This window comes from Zwartia panacis (assembly GCF_030410395.1).
Taxonomy (GTDB): Bacteria; Pseudomonadota; Gammaproteobacteria; order Burkholderiales; family Burkholderiaceae_B; genus Zwartia; species Zwartia panacis.
Genome location: NZ_JAUHHF010000005.1, coordinates 172902 through 190567 on the forward strand (window position 1 = coordinate 172902; position 17666 = coordinate 190567).

Annotated in this window: 18 protein-coding genes; 10 read left to right on the forward strand and 8 right to left on the reverse strand. The window is 55.1% G+C overall.

What is annotated here, in order from left to right:
* Window positions 1-8 precede the first annotated feature (8 nt).
* Entirely contained in the window at window positions 9-1259 is a 1251-nt protein-coding gene (gene urtA / locus QWY30_RS09355) for an urea ABC transporter substrate-binding protein (protein WP_290240387.1), read from the reverse strand.
* Window positions 1260-1735: 476 nt separating this feature from the next.
* On the opposite strand from urtA, the gene QWY30_RS09360 reads away from it, so the two are divergent.
* The gene (locus tag QWY30_RS09360) at window positions 1736-2482 is read left to right on the forward strand and encodes a YggS family pyridoxal phosphate-dependent enzyme (protein ID WP_290240388.1); all 747 of its coding nucleotides are present in this window, start codon (window positions 1736-1738) and stop codon (window positions 2480-2482) included.
* Between the two features lie 21 nt (window positions 2483-2503).
* On the opposite strand, the gene azu is transcribed toward QWY30_RS09360, so the two are convergent.
* Together azu and dprA are read right to left on the reverse strand one after the other, a co-directional pair.
* Window positions 2504-2977 (reverse strand): azurin, encoded by a 474-nt coding sequence (gene azu / locus QWY30_RS09365; RefSeq protein ID WP_290240389.1) that lies wholly within the window; start codon window positions 2975-2977, stop codon window positions 2504-2506.
* Window positions 2978-3005: 28 nt separating this feature from the next.
* Window positions 3006-4172, reverse strand: coding sequence for a DNA-processing protein DprA (gene dprA / locus QWY30_RS09370; protein WP_290240390.1), 1167 nt, complete (start codon window positions 4170-4172; stop codon window positions 3006-3008).
* A gap of 163 nt (window positions 4173-4335) precedes the next feature.
* On the opposite strand from dprA, the gene def reads away from it, so the two are divergent.
* Both def and QWY30_RS09380 read left to right on the forward strand, forming a co-directional pair.
* Window positions 4336-4848 (forward strand): peptide deformylase, encoded by a 513-nt coding sequence (gene def / locus QWY30_RS09375; protein ID WP_290240391.1) that lies wholly within the window; start codon window positions 4336-4338, stop codon window positions 4846-4848.
* Window positions 4849-4857: 9 nt separating this feature from the next.
* Complete coding sequence (locus QWY30_RS09380; RefSeq protein ID WP_290240392.1) at window positions 4858-5127, forward strand: SemiSWEET transporter; 270 nt, start codon at window positions 4858-4860, stop codon at window positions 5125-5127.
* On the opposite strand, the gene fmt is transcribed toward QWY30_RS09380, so the two are convergent.
* Together fmt and rimO are read right to left on the reverse strand one after the other, a co-directional pair.
* Window positions 5096-6061 carry a methionyl-tRNA formyltransferase gene (gene fmt / locus QWY30_RS09385; RefSeq protein ID WP_290240474.1) on the reverse strand — a complete coding sequence of 322 codons (966 nt, stop codon included), beginning with the start codon at window positions 6059-6061 and terminating at the stop codon, window positions 5096-5098. The genes QWY30_RS09380 and fmt overlap by 32 nt on opposite strands.
* 4 nt (window positions 6062-6065) lie before the next feature.
* A complete protein-coding gene (gene rimO, locus QWY30_RS09390; protein ID WP_290240393.1) occupies window positions 6066-7388 on the reverse strand; it encodes a 30S ribosomal protein S12 methylthiotransferase RimO in 1323 nt (440 codons plus the stop codon).
* 137 nt (window positions 7389-7525) lie between these two features.
* On the opposite strand from rimO, the gene rsmB reads away from it, so the two are divergent.
* Genes rsmB through QWY30_RS09410 form a run of 4 tightly spaced genes read left to right on the forward strand, consistent with a single transcriptional unit; the run spans window position 7526 to window position 12482 of the window.
* Window positions 7526-8854, forward strand: a complete 1329-nt coding sequence (rsmB, locus tag QWY30_RS09395) for a 16S rRNA (cytosine(967)-C(5))-methyltransferase RsmB (protein WP_290240394.1) — start codon at window positions 7526-7528, stop codon at window positions 8852-8854.
* Window positions 8855-8866: 12 nt separating this feature from the next.
* Window positions 8867-9466: a DUF4390 domain-containing protein gene (locus tag QWY30_RS09400; protein WP_290240396.1), complete on the forward strand. Its 600-nt coding sequence runs from the start codon at window positions 8867-8869 to the stop codon at window positions 9464-9466.
* Complete coding sequence (locus tag QWY30_RS09405; RefSeq protein WP_290240398.1) at window positions 9463-11775, forward strand: sensor histidine kinase; 2313 nt, start codon at window positions 9463-9465, stop codon at window positions 11773-11775. The genes QWY30_RS09400 and QWY30_RS09405 overlap by 4 nt, the downstream gene beginning before the upstream one ends.
* Window positions 11776-11792: 17 nt before the next feature.
* Complete coding sequence (locus tag QWY30_RS09410; RefSeq protein ID WP_290240400.1) at window positions 11793-12482, forward strand: response regulator; 690 nt, start codon at window positions 11793-11795, stop codon at window positions 12480-12482.
* An 8-nt stretch (window positions 12483-12490) separates the two neighbouring features.
* Here QWY30_RS09410 and QWY30_RS09415 read toward each other — a convergent pair whose 3' ends face one another.
* On the reverse strand, window positions 12491-13477 hold the full coding sequence (locus tag QWY30_RS09415; protein ID WP_290240402.1) for an XdhC family protein: 987 nt from the start codon (window positions 13475-13477) through the stop codon (window positions 12491-12493).
* Between the two features lie 96 nt (window positions 13478-13573).
* On the opposite strand from QWY30_RS09415, the gene QWY30_RS09420 reads away from it, so the two are divergent.
* A complete protein-coding gene (locus QWY30_RS09420; RefSeq protein WP_290240404.1) occupies window positions 13574-14392 on the forward strand; it encodes a sulfite exporter TauE/SafE family protein in 819 nt (272 codons plus the stop codon).
* Here the strand turns inward: QWY30_RS09420 and QWY30_RS09425 are convergent.
* Window positions 14378-15310, reverse strand: a complete 933-nt coding sequence (locus tag QWY30_RS09425; protein ID WP_290240406.1) for a methyltransferase domain-containing protein — start codon at window positions 15308-15310, stop codon at window positions 14378-14380. The genes QWY30_RS09420 and QWY30_RS09425 overlap by 15 nt on opposite strands.
* 117 nt (window positions 15311-15427) lie before the next feature.
* On the opposite strand from QWY30_RS09425, the gene QWY30_RS09430 reads away from it, so the two are divergent.
* On the forward strand, window positions 15428-16135 hold the full coding sequence (locus QWY30_RS09430; RefSeq protein ID WP_290240408.1) for a ComF family protein: 708 nt from the start codon (window positions 15428-15430) through the stop codon (window positions 16133-16135).
* Between the two features lie 5 nt (window positions 16136-16140).
* A complete protein-coding gene (locus QWY30_RS09435; protein ID WP_290240410.1) occupies window positions 16141-16611 on the forward strand; it encodes a tRNA (cytidine(34)-2'-O)-methyltransferase in 471 nt (156 codons plus the stop codon).
* A gap of 17 nt (window positions 16612-16628) precedes the next feature.
* On the opposite strand, the gene QWY30_RS09440 is transcribed toward QWY30_RS09435, so the two are convergent.
* A complete protein-coding gene (locus QWY30_RS09440) occupies window positions 16629-17663 on the reverse strand; it encodes a Bug family tripartite tricarboxylate transporter substrate binding protein (protein WP_435433382.1) in 1035 nt (344 codons plus the stop codon).
* Between the last annotated feature and the right edge of the window lie 3 nt (window positions 17664-17666).

The window sequence follows — 17666 nt, forward strand, 5'->3', positions numbered from 1 at the left end:
TTGTGAAATTAAAGGCCTTGTTTGCCTTCATTGCCTGCGATGTAAGGGCTCCAAGGTTGAGCACGGATCGGCCCTTTGCTTTTCCATACGACGTTGAACTGACCATTTGCCTGGATTTCGCCGATGTAGACAGGCTTATGCAGGTGATGATTGGTTTTGTCCATTTCGATTGTGTAGCCATCAGGAGCGGCGAACTTTTGCCCCGCCATGGCTGCGATCACCTTGTCTGTATCGACAGATTTCGCTTGTTCGACCGCTTGCTTCCACATGTGGATGCCAATATAGGTGGCCTCCATGGGGTCGTTGGTCACAGCAGTCGCATTGTTTGGCAGATTCTTGGCTTTTGCATAAGCCTTCCACTTGGCAACAAAATCTGCATTGACTGGATTTTTGAGCGACTCAAAATAATTCCAGGCAGCAAGGTGTCCGACAAGAGGCTTGGTATCTACGCCACGAAGTTCTTCTTCACCGACAGAAAACGCAACAACAGGCACATCGGTTGCTTTCAGTCCTGCATTACCCAGCTCTTTGTAGAACGGAACGTTAGAGTCACCATTGATTGTGGAGACAACCGCAGTCTTTCCGCCGGCAGAAAACTTTTTGATGTTGGCGACGATCGTTTGATAATCAGAGTGACCGAAGGGCGTGTAAATTTCCTCGATGTCGCTGTCTTTGACGCCTTTGGACTTGAGGAAAGCACGCAAAATTTTGTTGGTCGTGCGTGGATACACATAATCCGTTCCAAGCAAAACAAAACGCTTGGCACCACCACCATCTTCGCTCATCAGATATTCGACAGCGGGAATCGCCTGCTGGTTGGGTGCAGCACCTGTGTAAAACACATTTTTCTCAAGTTCTTCGCCTTCGTACTGAACGGGATAAAACAAGAGGCTATTGAGCTCTTTGAAGACAGGCAGTACAGATTTACGTGACACCGATGTCCAGCAGCCAAAGACGACAGATACTTTGTTCTGAGCAATCAACTCCCTTGCCTTTTCCGCAAACAGTGGCCAGTTTGATGCAGGGTCGACGATGACGGGCTCGAGTTTTTTGCCCATGACGCCGCCTTTTGCATTGATTTCATCGATCGTCATCAATGCGACATCTTTAAGCGATGTTTCCGAAATCGCCATCGTTCCGGACAAGGAATGCAAAATTCCGACTTTGATCGTGTCTTGTGCAAAAGCGGTCGGCATCCAACCGGTCATGGCCAAGAGGCTGGCGGCGGTAAGCTGTTTAAGTGCGAGTCTGCGTTGCATCTTTAACTCCTGGTTCTGTTCATGCTGGGATCGCCAGCGAAATGGAAAGACCGCATATCAACCGAAGAGGCAGGCAGCTATGCTTAAACCTATCAAAGCAAGACTCGTGCCAAGCGTGAATCATTGTGTATAAATTGGCTATCTGCTTGGGCGGGAGTGCCCGTGGGTAGGGGCTCAGGACGAGCCGAATAAAACACAGTGCGCGCGCAAATCGGCTCCGTCTGTCTGAGACCCGCGAGGGTCGAGTTCGGAGCCGGTGCACACGCACTGTGTTTTATGAGGGAAGTGGGCAAAGCCCACCCGTCCTCAAGCTCCTACCCACGGGCACTCCCGCCCAAGCAGACCCCCATTCAACATCCACGCAAGAAAATGAGGCATCCATGCCCCCCTTTGGCGCATAGGCACACACCACAAGCCACCAATTCGATGGCGTAACATAAGAACTTGATGATTCATCACCTAGATAGCCCAAAAGCATGAACACAGAACTCACACAAACACCAAACTTGAACGATGCGGTGACAATCGCCATGTCTGAGCGTATCGTTCGCATCAAAGATCGGATGGCCCAAGCTTGCGCACGCGTTGGACGTGATCCGAGTGAAGTCACGCTGCTACCTGTCAGTAAAACCTTTGATGACCAGGCAATCAGACGCGCGGTGAGCCTGGGTTACAAGCGCTTTGGAGAAAACCGCACACAGGAAATCGCTCAAAAAACACCTCTCTTGGCAGATTGCGATATCCAGTGGGTTGTCATCGGTCAGCTTCAAACCAATAAAGCGAAAGATGTCGCCCGGTTGGCCCATGAGCTCCAGTCACTGGATCGACTGGAGCTTGCCGAGGCGCTCGACCGCAGATTGCAGCTTGAAGGCCGCGCAATTGACGTTTTGGTTCAGGTTAAAACCTCACCCGAGGAAACCAAAGCAGGCCTTGAACCGACAGGGCTCATTCCGTTTTTGAAACAGATCAGTGGTTTTCAGACCTTGCGTGTAAAAGGTCTGATGACGATGGCGATTTTGTCTGAGGATGAAAGTGCAGTGCGCCGTTGTTTTGCACAATTGCGCCAGTTACGCGATCAGGCCAGACAAGAAGCGATATCCGGCATTGAACTCGATCGTTTGTCGATGGGTATGAGCGGCGATTTTGAGCTAGCGATCGAAGAGGGTTCGACAGAAATTCGTGTGGGCTCGGCGATTTTTGGCGCGAGAGACTATTCGGCCTGAGATGTTCATCGCGGACTTTGTTTACTTTAAGACAATCGTGCCGCGCATGATGGGCGAATGACCTGCGAAGGTGCAGACAAAGCCGTAGCGTTCGCCCGGCACAAGTTTGTTCACATCAAACGTCACCGAAGTCGACTCTGCGCCACCCACAACGCCAGTATGCGCGAGCACGCGGGTATCCTTGGGATCGACATATTGATGATCTGCCCCCGCGAGCATGCCGGTACGCGCGACACCGTCCAGATCGCTCAGCTTGGCCAATACCCAGTTGTGTCCCATGGCGAGTTTAGGCAGCCTTCCCGAATGCTTCAGCGTCACGGTATAGGACTGGCACGCGAGAGGGATCTCGATTTTGTCGGGCACATAACGTAATGCGTCGTCACTTTCAATGGTGGTTGCACAATGTTGAGCAAAAGCCACTTGATGCATCACGCTCAAAGCACTCGCGATCAGGAGAGTCCGACACGCTTTGATTAGACAGGGTAAGGTTTGCATAAGGTGAATCGTTTATTCAAAGTCGTTTTTAAGTGCGTTTCCGCGCGCGAACAATCGAACCGTTGGGCCGACGTTCGATATCGCCGTTTAGCTCAAGCGTCAAAAGTTCGCACTGCAGAATCGCGGGCAACATATTCGTGCGTTGCTGCAGGGTGTCTTCACTAATCGGATCGTAGCCGATTGCGTTCCAGATCGGTGAATGAGGTTCAGATCTGGACGCCGCATTTGATGCCGATGCACACACGGTGGCAGACTTCTCCGATATATAGGGGATTGTTGAATCAGGAAAGTTGAACATGCTGAGTTCGTTAAGAATGTCTTCGGCTGTCTCGACCAGTTTTGCGCCATCCTGAATCAGCGCGTGTGGGCCGCGCGACAGCGGAGAATGAATCGAGCCCGGGATGGCGAATACTTCCCTGTCCATCTCGACCGCGAGTCTGGCGGTCAGCAGTGAACCGCTTTTGAGCGCGGCCTCCACCACCAGAACGCCATGGGAAAGCCCGGTCACAATGCGATTGCGGCGAGGAAAGTGTTGCGGTCGTGCCGGTGTGCCCAGATTGAACTCAGAGATGATCAAGCCTCCCGAGTCCAGAATGTTTCGAGAAAGATCAGTGTGATTACGTGGATAGATGACGTCTGCACCCGTACCCAGTACTGCGATGGTGCCTGCGCCATGCTCGCCTGCACGAAGGGCGCCGCGGTGTGCGGCAGCGTCAATGCCTTGTGCCAGCCCGCTTACGACGCACCAGCCTCGTCTGGCAAGCGCGCAGGCAAAGTCCTTGGCATTTTCAAGTCCGTCAGGCGTGGCGTTGCGTGCGCCAACGATGGCCAGCGCGGGCTGTGCGAGCCGACTGAGATTGCCTTTGGCGTACAGGACCATCGGCGCATCGGCTGTCTGTCGCAACAGTCCCGGATAAAGCGGATGTTCGGGTGTCAGGATGGTCTGATCGGGACCTTCTGCCCATTTCAATGCGAGCGCGATTTGTCGGTTGACGCTTTCCCCTCGTGCGAACAATAGACCCTCGAACAGCGCTTTGGGCACGAGCGCACGGAGCTGCTCGGGTGCGGATCGCTCTGCCGCTAGGGCATTTGGAAAGTGGCTTAGTAGGCGTTGGCTCAGAATGGGGCCGAGTCCAGGGGTCATGCTCAGGCGCAGCCAGGCAGTGAGTACTTCATTCGAAAGGGTATGAGGCATGAACTAGTCTGCCATATGTTGTGAGCGGAAACGGGACAAAACTGTCCTGAAAATCCCTCCTAAATCATGCGGAATGCATCGAATTTCGGATGTTATTAATTTAAAATTGGTTTGAATTCGTACAAATACTCAGTTTTCGCTCGGTTCAGACCCATTTTTTGTTATGTCTTTGCTCAAAATTTTGCATTACCCCGACAAGCGCTTGCACACAGTTGCGAAACCTGTGCGGGTGGTGGACGATCGCATCCGCCAACTTGTCGCCGATATGACTGAAACCATGTACGACGCGCCGGGTGTTGGTTTGGCCGCTACTCAAGTCGATGTTCATGAGCGCGTTGTCGTGATTGATGTCAGTGAAGACAAAAGCGATTTGCGGGTGTTGATTAACCCAGAAATTTTGCACTACAGCGACGATAAGAAGACCTACGAAGAGGGTTGTTTGTCTGTGCCAGGCGTGTATGACGAGGTGGATCGTCCCGCGAGTATTCGCGTCCGCGCACTGAACTTGCAGGGTGAACCTTACGAGTTTGATGCCGACGGGCTTTTGGCTGTTTGCGTGCAGCATGAGCTGGATCATTTGAACGGCAAAGTGTTTGTCCAGCACCTCTCGATGCTCAAGCAAACGCGTCTCAAGGCTAAGTTACGCAAAGAACAGCGTGAATTGGAGCGGGTTTGACCCTTCCACATGCATATTGAAACTTTAGGTTACATCGCCGCTTTTTTGACCACTGCGGCCTTTTTCCCGCAAACGATCAAAACCATCAAATCACGCGATACCGCGTCGATTTCTTTGGCGATGTATGTGATGTTTACAACGGGTATCGCTTTTTGGCTTGGTTATGCCTTTTTGATCGAGTCCATGCCAATGATTATCGCCAACATCATTACTTTTGTTTTGTCGGCCACCATTTTGGTCCTCAAGCTCAGCGAGAAAAAGTCGACCACCCGGCAATAAATGCCGAAGCAGGTTGACGCTTACCGCCTGGACGTTGCAACTCTAGCAAGCGTAATACCCCTTTACCGGTCGCCACATCAATTCCATCAGGGCTGGCGTTTATCACGTGAGCCACGTCCTCGGTTTGTCCGATCTTCACCGACGTGTCATCAGAGATTGCAACGGCGTTCCATATTTTGACTGGTTCGGGAATGCCGGGCAGTCTGATGGTTGCACCGGGTACGGGATTAAAGGCGCGAATGCGACGTGCTAGAAGCTCCGCGGGCGCGTGTAGCTGTAAAGCCGCTTCGGCTTTATCGAGTTTGGCGGCGTAGGTGGCGCCTGTTTCAGGTTGTGGTGTCGCAATAAGCGAGCCTGAAGGGAGCGCCTGCAAGGCCTGGACAATCAGGCGCGCGCCTTGTTCAGCGAGTTTGTCATGCAAGCTTGATGCGTTGTCATCCGGTTCGATATTGAGAGGCTCGACCATCAGCATCGGACCCGTATCCAGACCCTCGTCCATTTGCATGATGGTCACGCCAGTTTGCGTGTCACCCGCTTCGATCGCGCGCTGGATGGGGGCAGCGCCGCGCCAGCGGGGCAATAAACTGGCATGGATATTCAGACAGCCATGACGAGGCGTTTGCAGGACCCAAGCGGGCAAGATCAGACCGTAAGCCGCGACCACCAACACATCAAGCTGTGCTTGTTGGAGTGAAAGTTGCGCAGCGAGCGCGTCCTCCGGGTATTTGCCGTCGAGTCGTAAACTGCGCGGCTGGATGACTGGTAACGCGTGCTCGAGCGCGAGTTGTTTGACTGCGCTGGGCGTCAGCTTGAGACCTCGACCCGAGGGGCGGTCTGGTTGCGTCAGCACTAATGGGACCTCAAATCCCGCCCGCAGGATGGCTTGTAATGCGAGTTTGGAAAACTCTGGTGTGCCGGCAAACCCTACGCGCATCACATCAGGACCCAATCTTTTCAGCCCAGAGGTCGTATTCGTCTGACTCTGTCACGCGAGCACGGATGAGATCGCCGGGTTTGAGAGGCGTATCGCTATCCACATACACGCAGCCGTCGATTTCAGGTGCATCGGCGCTGGAGCGGCCAATGGCACCGTCCTCGTCAACCTCGTCGATCAGGACATCGATTTCGCGCCCGACACGTTTAGCCAGTCTCGCGGTCGAGATGGCTTGCTGATGCGCCATGAAGCGATCCCAGCGTTCTTGTTTGACCTCGTCGGGGACTGCACCCTCGAGTGCGTTGGCAGGCGCCCCTTCGACGGGCGAGTACTGAAAACAGCCCACGCGGTCGAGTTGAGCCTCTGACATCCAGTCCAGCAGATATTGAAAATCGCTTTCTGTTTCGCCGGGGAAGCCCACAATAAAGGTCGAACGCAAGGTGATGTCGGGGCACTGTTCACGCCAGCGATGAATACGCGCCATGGTTTTGTCCTCGAACGCGGGGCGCTTCATGGCCTTGAGGATACGCGGACTGGCATGCTGAAATGGAATGTCCAGATAAGGCAGGATTTTGCCCTCGGCCATCAGGGGGATCACTTCGTCCACGTGCGGGTAGGGATAAACATAATGCAGACGTACCCAGATCCCGAGCTCGGACAACGCGGAGCATAGTTCGGTCATGCGCGTCTTGACGGGACGACCATTCCAGAAACCGCTGCGATATTTGACATCGACGCCATAGGCGCTAGTGTCCTGTGAAATCACGAGCAGTTCTTTGACGCCAGCTTTGGCCAGGCGCTGGGCCTCGTCCAGCACATCACCGATCGGCCGGCTGACCAGGTCGCCGCGCATCGAGGGGATGATACAAAAGCTGCAACGGTGGTTACAGCCTTCGGAGATTTTCAAATATGCGTAATGGCGCGGTGTGAGCTTGATGCCTTGGGGGGGCACGAGATCCAGAAAGGGATCGTGGGAGGCATTGGGCGGCGCGGCTTCGTGCACCGCGCGCACGACTTGTTCGTATTGCTGAGGTCCTGTGACGGCAAGAACGCTTGGGTGAACAGCCCGAATCACAGATTCTTCGACACCCATGCAACCCGTCACAATGACCCGACCGTTTTCCGCAATGGCCTCGCCAATCGCATCGAGAGATTCGGCTTTTGCGCTGTCTATGAAGCCACAGGTATTGACCACGACAACATCGGCATTGTCATAATCGGGGACGATCTGATAGCCCTCGGTACGTAATTGTGTAAGGATGCGTTCGGAGTCCACAAGCGCTTTGGGACAACCGAGACTGACGAAACCGACTTTTGGCGAAGACATGATGAGTGACCTGGCGGATCGCAATCCGCATTAAACAGGGTGTGATTTTACCTTGCAAGAAGGATAAAACCGACTTTGCACGATATTGTTGGGGCACCCCTGCGGGACTGGCCCGCCAAAGCCCCTACAATTGAGGCATGAATCCAGTCACACCTGCCTTATCCCATTCTTTGCTGGCCGCTGCCAGTTCCGTGGCCGCGGTCGAGTCCGGCCAGTCTCTGACCGAGGCACTTGCCGATGTTCATCCTGATGTGCGACCTGCCGCGCAAGCGCTTGCTTTCTATGCCATGCGACATTGGGGATGGGCTAAAGCCGTTCGTCGCACACTCGTCGAGCGCGAGCCAGCCAGCGCAACGATGTATGCCCTGATCGGTTTAAGTCTGTTGTTGCTCGACGCATCGATACGCGCCCGGGAAGAGTCACCTGCCGCAGGTACCCCGGTTTACAGTGCGCACACACTGGTTGACCAGGCAGTGCAAGCGACCCAGTGGCATCGTTCGACTGCGTCGTTCAAAGGGTTGGTCAACGCAGTGCTCAGGCGGTTTCAGCGCGAACGTGCCGTCATACTGTCTCGGATCGAAAATGATCTTGAAGCAACGTGGAACCACCCGCGCTGGTGGATCGAGAGTCTGCAAAAAAACTATCCTCAGAATTGGCAGGCGCTTTTAGCCGCTGCGAACGCGCACCCACCGCTCACTTTACGCGTGAATATTCGCGCCACGACACGTGAAACAGTTGAGCGCGCTTTTGCCGAGCAAGGCATCGAGACTACGCCATTTGGCGTGGCTGGACTGGTGTTGCGGGTGCCCCGCCCCATCACGTCCTTACCAGGTTATGCGCAGGGCTGGTGGTCGGTGCAGGACGCTGGCGCTCAACTTGCCGCACCGATGCTGGATGTCAAGGATGGCATGCAAGTGCTGGACGCGTGTGCGGCACCTGGAGGCAAAACCGCCCATCTGCTCGAGTTGGCGAAGGTCGATTTAACGGCGCTTGATGTCGACGCCACCCGTCTTGAGCGTGTGCATCAAAACCTCAAGCGCCTGGGATTGATGCGACGTGGTGTCCGTCTGGTCGCAGAAAGTGCGATCAAGACCCACATCTGGTGGGATGGCAAACCATTTGACGCTGTATTGGCAGACTTGCCCTGTACCGCGTCGGGTATCGTCAGCCGCCATCCCGATATCCGATGGTTGCGTCGCGCACAGGACGTGCAGCAGACGGCCAAACTGGCCAGGGAAATTTTGGATTCCCTCTGGAGTGTGGTCGCGCCTGGTGGCAAACTACTCATGGTGACCTGTTCAATTTTTCCGGAGGAGGGCGAACAACAGGCTCAGGCCTTTGCCGCCCAGCACGCCCAAGCTGAAAGACTTAGCGCGCCCGGGCAGTTATTGCCTCATCTGCCGGATGCTGAGCATCCCGCTGGCTATGATGGATTCTTTTACGCATTGTTTACTCGCAGGACCTAAGTGCTGAATTGGATGATCGCTGAGCTGAGAGGCTGGACTTTTCTGAGGTGCGCGCTTGCAGCGTTCGCCTTGGTGGGTTGCGCGCTTTTTCAACATGCCAGCGCAGCCACGGAGGCCCAGATCAAACAGATTGAGCCTTTGATCGGTGAAGGTCATCTCACGATGGATCTAGATGTTGCGCTCAAACTCAGTCCGATTGTGATCGAGGCGGCGGAGCGCGGAGTACCTCTTTATTTCACGCTGGATGTCAAAATCACCGCGCCGCGCTGGTGGTGGTGGGACAAAACGATTGTTGAAACATCGCTGACACGGCGGATGTCCTACAACACGTTGACGCAGCAGTGGCGCGTAGCATCTGGGGATTTGTTTTTGCCAGTCTCGTCTTTGCAGGAAGCGTTGTCGGTATTGGAAAAGGTCCGTGGTTGGCCCGTGGCGCCGCTTGACCGTTTTGAACCGAATGTGCGCTATGACGGCCTGGTGCGCATACGACTGGATACCTCGCATCTGGCGAGACCTTTGCAACTCGATGCCCGTAATCGCGGAGCGTGGTCACTGACAAGCCCCTGGACGCCTTTTGATTTTTCAGTTCGTAAAGGCGAAGACTCAAAATGAATCCGCTCATGCGCCTCGTCACAGCGATCGGCATCGTGAGCGCCGCCGTTTTGTTCCTTTTGCTGGCGTGGTCGACGGGTAATGCTTCTCTGTTGGCGCAGTACCAGACCTTGTTGCTCTGGCTCAATGGAGGATTGGCGCTGACTTTGTGCGTGTGGGTGGTGTGGCTCACGTATCGCCTGGCCAGGCAGTTTTTGGTGGGACAGTTTGGTGCGCGGCTGACCGCTCGTTTTGCTCTGGCCTTCGCGTTGATTGGCGTGTTGCCCGGAGCCCTCATCTACACAGTGTCGTTGCAGTTCATGTCCAGGTCGATTGAGTCATGGTTTAACGTGCGCGTCGATACAGCGCTGGAGTCAGGTTTGGCGCTTGGCCGCGCCGCACTTGATTCTCAACTTGCGCAGCTCGATGCCCGTGCGCGTTCGATGACGCCTGATTTGAGCAATACACCCGATCCGGAAATCGCCAGTGCGTTGACCCGTTTGCGAGAGTCGAGTGGCGCGATCGATGCGATGGTGTTTACAACGAGTGGTCGCCTGATTGCTTTTTCCACGGATAATCTCGGTACGCTCTTGCCACCCTTGCCGCCTGCTGCCGTGCTGAATCAATTGAGAACGGCGCGCGGGTATTCGGCGGCAGACTCGGACGATCCTACCGCGAATTTGGGTGATGCCGGACTGCAGCTGCGTGTGATTGTGCCCTTAGGTTCGCCCGAGCGTTCGGATACCGCGCTGGGTGTGACATCTGAGTCGCGTTGGTTGCAGTTGACGCAGCCTGTCTCGGACAAAATTGCTCAAAATGCCGGAGAGGTTCAAAAGGGCTATCTTGATTATCAGGAGCTGGCGCTGTCGAGGCAAAGTCTGCGCAATTTGTTTGCGGTGACGCTGACTCTTGCACTATTGCTGGCGGTATTTGCCGCGATCGCCGTGGCGCTTTATCTGTCTAAAAAATTGGTGCGGCCTTTGCTGACCCTCGCAGCGGGAACACAGGCTGTCAGTATCGGCGACTTTCGACCGCTTCCCGAACCGCCTACCAGGGACGAAGTCGGTCAGCTCACCAGATCGTTTAACGACATGACGCGTCAGCTCGAAGAGGCGCGCCGGATGGTTGAGACCAATCGCGCGCAGTTAGAGCGCTCCAATGTCTATCTCGAAAGCGTATTGTCGAACCTGTCGGCTGGCGTACTTGTTTTTGACCAACAGTTTCGCTTGACGACCTTTAATCATGGCGCGCAAGCGATTCTGAGCGTGGATTTACGCGCCGCTCCCGGACGACCCCTGGAGACGATTGACGGCATGATTGATTTTGCCGGAATGATTCGGCAAGCCTTTTCTCAGCATGCGGCTGTAGGATCCGAACGTACGCACTGGCAGGAGCAGTTTGAGCTCAAACTGCCTGATTTGAGTGACGACAAGAAGTTTTATACGCTGACACTCCTGGCGCGTGGTACGCAATTACTCGTGGATGGGCGCGATAATGGCTATATGGTTGTGTTTGATGATATTACCGAAGTGATGTCCGCGAACCGAAGCGTGGCTTGGGGGGAAGTTGCCCGCAGACTGGCGCACGAGATTAAAAACCCGCTGACGCCGATTCAGTTGTCAGCTGAACGTTTGGCGATGAAACTCGCCCACAAGCTCGAGCCTGCCGATGCGGCGCTTCTTGAAAGGGCGACCAATACTATCGTCAATCAAGTCAGTTCTCTCAAGCATATGGTGGACGATTTTAAGGAATATGCGCGTAAGCCCGCAGTCACCATGGTGCCTGTTGACTTCAATGCCTTGGTCGATGAGGTCCTCGGACTTTATGGTTGGGATCCATTAGATGGTATGGTGAGAGATGAGCGGCATGCATGGCACCTCGAGGTTTCACTTGACCCGGCGTTGCCGCCTGTATTGGGCGATCCCACTCAGTTGCGCCAGGTGATTCATAATCTCCTCGCGAATGCGCGTGACGCGCTGGTCGAAATGCCTGAGGGGGGTGTGATTGAAGTCACAACCAAGCTGATTCAGGCAGGCAGCCGGGAAAATACGGAAAGTCCCGATCGGCCCGCCTTGAGGTTTACGGTCTCGGACAATGGTCCCGGATTTGGTACGCAGGTGTTGCAACGTGCTTTTGAGCCTTACATTACAACTAAAGCTCAAGGCACGGGTCTCGGTTTGGCGATTGTTCGCAAGATTATTGATGAGCATCAGGGGCGTATTGATCTGTCCAACCGGCGCGAAGGTGGTGCCAAAGTTTCAATTTTGTTGACGCAGCTGGCGGGACCGCTGGACGCGTCGCCGCAAGGCAACGATAATGCTCATGTGTAAGGGGTGGTGAAAGATATATGGCCAGAATTTTGGTTGTCGACGATGAAGTCGGGATTCGCGAGTTGCTCTCCGAAATCCTATATGACGAGGGACATACGATCGAGCTTGCTGAAAACGCTGCTCAGGCGCGTGCGGCACGTTTGCGTGGACGTCCCGATCTTGTCTTGCTCGATATCTGGATGCCCGATACCGATGGTGTGACGCTGCTCAAAGAGTGGGGCTCCCAAGGCCTGCTGGATATGCCGGTGATCATGATGAGCGGCCACGCCACCATTGATACTGCTGTCGAGGCCACCCGTATTGGTGCGATTGATTTTTTGGAAAAACCGATCACCTTGCAGCGTTTGCTCAAGACGATTTCAGCCGGACTGGCGCGCGGTCGCTTACCTGTGGCCAAGTCCGCTAACGGCACGTTTGTTCCCGTGCCCCCTCCTAGTAGCGCGGCTCCCCAGATTGCGGAACCCGTTGTGCAGGTCCAAACCCAAGTGCCTCCAGAGCCTGTCGATCACAGCTTGTTGGGTGACATTACGCTGGATCAGCCTTTGCGTGAGGCGCGCGACGCATTTGAGCGTGTGTATTTCGAGTACCACCTTGCCCGCGAAAACAACAGTATGACCAGGGTCTCGGAAAAGACCGGCCTCGAGCGCACGCATCTTTACCGCAAGCTCAAGCAGCTCGGTATCGAATCCCGCAAACGAGGCGGCTGAGCGGAGGTTTAAACTTTTGACGCGGGCGGCTGTGTCAGTCCACCCACGCGCTCATCCTCAAGCGCTCGCCTGACCTGGACGAGCTCAGCACCGACTGCGACAGCAATCTCTGCGGGGGTGCGACTACCGATTTGTAAACCAACGGGGCCATGTAGCCGATCGACCTCTTCTTCGCTTAAATCAAAACTTAGCAGGCGTTCGCGACGCTTACTTTGATTGCGTACCGAACCTAACGCGCCGACGTAAAAGGCTTTGGATTTCAAGGCCTCAAGCAAGGCCATATCGTCAAGTTTTGGATCATGGGTGATCGCGACGATCGCAGTACGTGAATCCGTCTGAATGGCGAGTACCGCGTCGTCAGGCATGCCTGGCTGCAATGTCACGCCCGGCATATCCCAATCGGCTGTGAATTCCTCGCGGGGATCGCAGATGATGACTTGAAATTCAAGCATCGTGGCGATTTGCGCCAAGGCGCGGGCAGTTTGGTTCGCCCCGATGATCAATAGTCGCCAGTGCGGTCCATAGACAAAATGGCAGCCATCCTCTTTGACCTCGGTCAGCTGGCCAGGACGCGCATTGGTGAGCGTCGAGATACCGGTCGACATATCGAGCCAGCGACCAATAAGCTGCTGCGCCTCTGTTGAGGCGACCACTTGTTCAAGCCAGTCGCTTTTGGCGAGAGGTTCGATCACGAGTCGTAAGGTCCCTCCGCAAGGCAGTCCAAATCGCGCTGCTTCGTCTTGTGAAACACCGTAGCGTGCCCATTCGGGCTTGTCTGGCAGACGTCCCTCTTGTGCGCGTGCGATCAGATCGTCCTCGATACAGCCCCCCGAAACTGAACCAATCACCCGACCGTCTTTGCGTACGGCCAGCATGGCACCGGCCTGTCGTGGCGCCGAACCCCAGGTTTTGACAACCGTTGCCAAGTGGACAATATGGCCGGCAAGTACCCATTCGCGGGCTTGTTTCAACACTTCGGTATCAAGAGAGTCCATGCTGCTTTTTTTCAGAAATTAAGTTGGGGCGGGCACAGTAGATGTTCAATCAGTATACTGAGCGCCTTTACCAGCGTCGAGATCGAGTTGAACCTCATGGATCCATTATTTATCCTGGCTCTTGCCATTCTAGGCTGTGTCACCGGTTTTGCAGCCGGTTTGTTGGGCATTGGCGGCGGCATGCTGTTGGTCCCGTTCCTGACATTGCTCCTGACCTGGCAAGGATTGCCCCTCGAGTTGATTGTCCATGCCGCAATCGCGACCTCGATGGCTTCGATTTTGTTTACTTCGGTCTCAAGTGTTCGGGCGCACAACAAAAAGGGGGCGGTGCGTTGGGATCTGGTTGCGGCCCTGACCCCCGGCATCGTCGTGGGTGGCCTGATCGCGGGGGGGGCGATTTTTTCTTTCCTCAAAACAGGCTGGTTGGCACTGTTTTTCGCTGTATTCGTAGGCTATTCCGCCTATCAGATGTTGCGCGACAAAAAGCCCAAGGCTTCGCGCCAGATGCCAGGCAAGGTGGGTACAGTTGGCGCGGGTGGCACGATTGGTTTTGTTTCGGGCTTGGTCGGTGCGGGTGGCGGCTTTATCTCCGTGCCTTTCATGCTGTGGTGCAATGTCCCGCTGCACCAGGCTGTGGGTACTTCAGCGGCCTTGGGATTTCCGATCGCGCTGGCTAACACGATTGGTTATGTGTGGTCCGGCTGGCACAAAGAAGGGCTGCCTTTTGAAATGGTCGGCTACATCTACTGGCCGGCTTTGATTATTTTGGCGGCTTGCAGTGTGGTGCTTGCCCCTGTGGGAGCCCGCGCGGCGCACAACCTTCCGGTCAAGACGCTCAAGCGCATCTTCGCTTATCTGCTCTTTGGCTTGTCAGCCTACATGGCTTATAAAGCCTACTATTCATTTTTCGGTTGATTTTCGCTGAATCGCGCTCACACTGATGCGCGTTTCACCTGACTGACCGCGCCGGATAGCGCTGCGCCAGGCATGGCCATAGGCAACCTCGATCGTGAGGTGGATGCGGCCATCGGGCTGACGTTGCAAAGCAAGCGCATCAAGCAAGCGTTGCCGCCATTGGCGAGTGGCGAGACCTGCGCGTCGACCGAGCGCGGGATTGCCACCAAGATTTTTCACATCCTGCAGAAGTTTTTCTGCAGAGGGATAAGTCAAGGTCAGGACCTCCTGATCCATGACTGGATCGGCAAAACCCTTTTCAATCAGCAGATCTCCAAAGTCATGCATGTCGACAAAGTTTGGCGTTGCGGTGGTGAGTCCCGCGGTCGTCAACGCCTCGCGAAGCTCCTGCATCGTGGCGGGACCAAAGCAAGAAAAAAAGACCAGTCCGTTGGGTCGGATGATGCGTCCCCATTCCTGTAAAACTTCGTGAGGAGCAGGATGCCAGTGCAGCGCGAGATTGGACCAGACTAGATCGATGGATTCGGGTTGTAGACCTGAGTGCGCCAGGTCTGTTTGGATCCATGCGGTGGCGGGAGGGTGTCCACGCAAGCGGCTGAGCCATTCGCGCCAGCCGTGAGGAAAAATCTTTTTTGCGCGTTGTTGCGCGAGTTTGAGTAAGCCTGGGTTGTGATCTTGTCCCAGGATACGCGCAAGAGGGTAACGTGCATGCAAGAGCGACAATTGAGTGCCCGCCCCACATCCGGCATCTAGGATTTGGTCTGGAGTCAAGCGCACAAGCCTTAGGCGCTCGTCCATGCGACGCGCGACCTCTCCATATAAAAACTGGGCGTCACTGAGATCGCCTCTGCGGCTGAATTGACGCCGTACGTGTTCAGCGTTCAGTGGAAGACGACTGGGCGTGGATGAAGTTGTCATAGCTTTGAAAAAGGCATGCTACCCCAAGGCAAAATGGCCGCTGGAGGTGTGAAAATGTACTCTATCCGAGAAAAAATTCGACAAATACTCCGTTCTCCTTGCCCCCTATGCGGGCTGATGGCTGTTGGCGGCGACCTGTGTCTGGCCTGTGAAAACAAAGTCAGATTCGATTTTGACGTACGTCATCATTGTCCGCGTTGTTTGTATCAAGCGCCGGTTGCCCCATCGGTTGCAGACACGATTCAAGCAAGTGCGACGGACACTTCCAGTGGTGGTCTTTGCGCCACGTGCACACAGCGGGCGGGGACAGACACGCCGGCTTACTCCCGCGCTGTTGCGGGTATTTATTTCGCACCACCGGGCGATCAGTTGATGCGTTGCTTCAAGGCTCAGGGTCGCTTGACCGATGCGGGTCTCTTCGCGAGGCTCCTGTGGCGAAATATGCGGACGGTTAAACCTCCGCTGCCCAGGCTGGAGGCATTGGTGCCCATTCCTTCCAGTCGTGATGCCATCTTGAAGCGCGGCATGAATCCGGCCGGGGAAATCGCACGCGAATTGGCCGGGTTGAGTGGCATCCCATTGCGCGGCGAGTGGCTGCGACGCACCCGTGAAACGACGAGTCAGAAATCCCTGGATCTGCGCTCTCGTCAGGAGAGCGTGCGCGGCTTGTATGCGGTGCCTGTCAGGCTTGGTTCCAGATGGGTCGGTTTGGTGGATGATGTCCTGACAACGGGAAGCACGCTTGAGCAGGCTTCGGGTGAGTTGCTGCGTGCAGGCGCGAGTGGCGTTGTCGCTCTTGTGGCGGCGCGTACTCTGGCAAAATAGAGGCTATGTTTGATGTCATCCTCGTTCAGCCTGAAATTCCACCCAATACGGGTAATGTGATTCGTTTGTGCGCCAATACTGGTGCGCGTTTGCATTTAGTGCGTCCGCTTGGTTTTGAAATCGATGACACGCGCCTCAAGCGCGCAGGTCTGGATTATCACGAGTGGCAGCCTGTCAAAGTCCATGACAGTCTGTCGCTTGCGATCGCTGCGACGAGCGCGCCGCCTGAACGGGTTTTTGCGATGACGACCAAAGCCACGCAGCTGGTCAGCGCAGTCCCATTGCGAGAAGGGGATGTCTTTGTATTTGGTCGCGAGACAGCGGGACTTTCCGCAGAGCAAATGGCTTTGTTTGCGCCGTCTCAGCGTGTGCGGTTACCGATGCTCGCCGGGCAGCGAAGCCTGAATCTCTCGAACGCTGTGGCGGTCGTTGTGTTCGAGGCCTGGCGCCAACAAGGCTATTTAGGCGCCGTTTAGCATTCAGTTTGGCCGTATTAGTCCAGTGAGAGTTGCAAGGACTCGATCACGCTATCCCACCGTTTTCTCTCTTGCTGCATCAGTTTGGTGAGGTCGGCAGGCGTTGAGCCAACGGTGGAAAAATACTGAGCCGAAAATTTTTCTTTCATTTCGTCGCTCTTTAAAAGCTCGGCCAGCTCTGCATGCAACCGGGCGACAATCGCTTGAGGCGTGCCCGCGGGAGCCAGTATCGCATTCCACGAAATCGCTTCAAAGTCTTTGTAGCCCTGCATGGCAAGTGGACTGATTCCGGGAAGAGATGCGACGGGGCTCAGACTTGTGATGCCCAGCGCTTTGACCTTGCCACTTTTGATTTGTGTCATGGCAATGGCCGGGACCATGAATGAGGCTTGAATATCCTGAGCAAGCAAGCCCGTGATCACCTGAGGGAAGCCGTTGTAGGGAATGTGTGCGAGTTCAATACCGGCCTGTTTTTTAAAAAGCTCCATGGCCAAATGAGAGGCGCTACCGGGTCCGACCGAACCATAGTTCCAGCGACCATTCTGTTCTTTGGCTTGTTTCACAAAGTCTGCAATGTGATCGCCGTTGAAGCTTGCATTGACGACCAGGATGTTTGGACTTGTTGCGACCAGCGTAATGGGAGCAAGATCTTTGAGGGGGTCGTAGCCGAGGGTTTTTTGGTAGAGAGTTGGCGCAGTGACGAGCGGGCCATTGATTGTGTAGAGCAGTGTGTAACCATCTGCAGGCGCGCGCGCGACAAAACGCGTGCCGATATTGCCTCCTGCCCCTGGTTTATTTTCAACGACGATATTTTGTCCGAGCCTTTTGCTAAGAGGGGTAGCGAGTGTGCGCGCCAAAATATCCGGTGAAGAGCCTGCCGGAAACGGGACGATCAGATAAATCGGGCGCTCAAGCGGCCATGCAGGTTGAGCGTTCGAGACGTTAGTCATCCCTGCAGCCATTGCCACAGCCAGTGCGGCCAGCTTGAGTGCGGAGTAAAGGCGCACACACCTCGAAGCAAGGGCAGCGAGGATGCGATCAGTAAAAAGCATAGA

What these genes read in the sequence shown, in the direction of transcription:
- urtA (WP_290240387.1), bottom strand. Translation starts at nt 1,259, where the DNA reads ATGCAACGCAGACTCGCACTTAAACAGCTTACCGCCGCCAGCCTCTTG.
- QWY30_RS09360 (WP_290240388.1), top strand. Translation starts at nt 1,736, where the DNA reads ATGAACACAGAACTCACACAAACACCAAACTTGAACGATGCGGTGACA.
- azu (WP_290240389.1), bottom strand. Translation starts at nt 2,977, where the DNA reads ATGCAAACCTTACCCTGTCTAATCAAAGCGTGTCGGACTCTCCTGATC.
- dprA (WP_290240390.1), bottom strand. Translation starts at nt 4,172, where the DNA reads ATGCCTCATACCCTTTCGAATGAAGTACTCACTGCCTGGCTGCGCCTG.
- def (WP_290240391.1), top strand. Translation starts at nt 4,336, where the DNA reads ATGTCTTTGCTCAAAATTTTGCATTACCCCGACAAGCGCTTGCACACA.
- QWY30_RS09380 (WP_290240392.1), top strand. Translation starts at nt 4,858, where the DNA reads ATGCATATTGAAACTTTAGGTTACATCGCCGCTTTTTTGACCACTGCG.
- fmt (WP_290240474.1), bottom strand. Translation starts at nt 6,061, where the DNA reads ATGCGCGTAGGGTTTGCCGGCACACCAGAGTTTTCCAAACTCGCATTA.
- rimO (WP_290240393.1), bottom strand. Translation starts at nt 7,388, where the DNA reads ATGTCTTCGCCAAAAGTCGGTTTCGTCAGTCTCGGTTGTCCCAAAGCG.
- rsmB (WP_290240394.1), top strand. Translation starts at nt 7,526, where the DNA reads ATGAATCCAGTCACACCTGCCTTATCCCATTCTTTGCTGGCCGCTGCC.
- QWY30_RS09400 (WP_290240396.1), top strand. Translation starts at nt 8,867, where the DNA reads ATGATCGCTGAGCTGAGAGGCTGGACTTTTCTGAGGTGCGCGCTTGCA.
- QWY30_RS09405 (WP_290240398.1), top strand. Translation starts at nt 9,463, where the DNA reads ATGAATCCGCTCATGCGCCTCGTCACAGCGATCGGCATCGTGAGCGCC.
- QWY30_RS09410 (WP_290240400.1), top strand. Translation starts at nt 11,793, where the DNA reads ATGGCCAGAATTTTGGTTGTCGACGATGAAGTCGGGATTCGCGAGTTG.
- QWY30_RS09415 (WP_290240402.1), bottom strand. Translation starts at nt 13,477, where the DNA reads ATGGACTCTCTTGATACCGAAGTGTTGAAACAAGCCCGCGAATGGGTA.
- QWY30_RS09420 (WP_290240404.1), top strand. Translation starts at nt 13,574, where the DNA reads ATGGATCCATTATTTATCCTGGCTCTTGCCATTCTAGGCTGTGTCACC.
- QWY30_RS09425 (WP_290240406.1), bottom strand. Translation starts at nt 15,310, where the DNA reads ATGACAACTTCATCCACGCCCAGTCGTCTTCCACTGAACGCTGAACAC.
- QWY30_RS09430 (WP_290240408.1), top strand. Translation starts at nt 15,428, where the DNA reads ATGGCTGTTGGCGGCGACCTGTGTCTGGCCTGTGAAAACAAAGTCAGA.
- QWY30_RS09435 (WP_290240410.1), top strand. Translation starts at nt 16,141, where the DNA reads ATGTTTGATGTCATCCTCGTTCAGCCTGAAATTCCACCCAATACGGGT.
- QWY30_RS09440 (WP_435433382.1), bottom strand. Translation starts at nt 17,663, where the DNA reads ATGCTTTTTACTGATCGCATCCTCGCTGCCCTTGCTTCGAGGTGTGTG.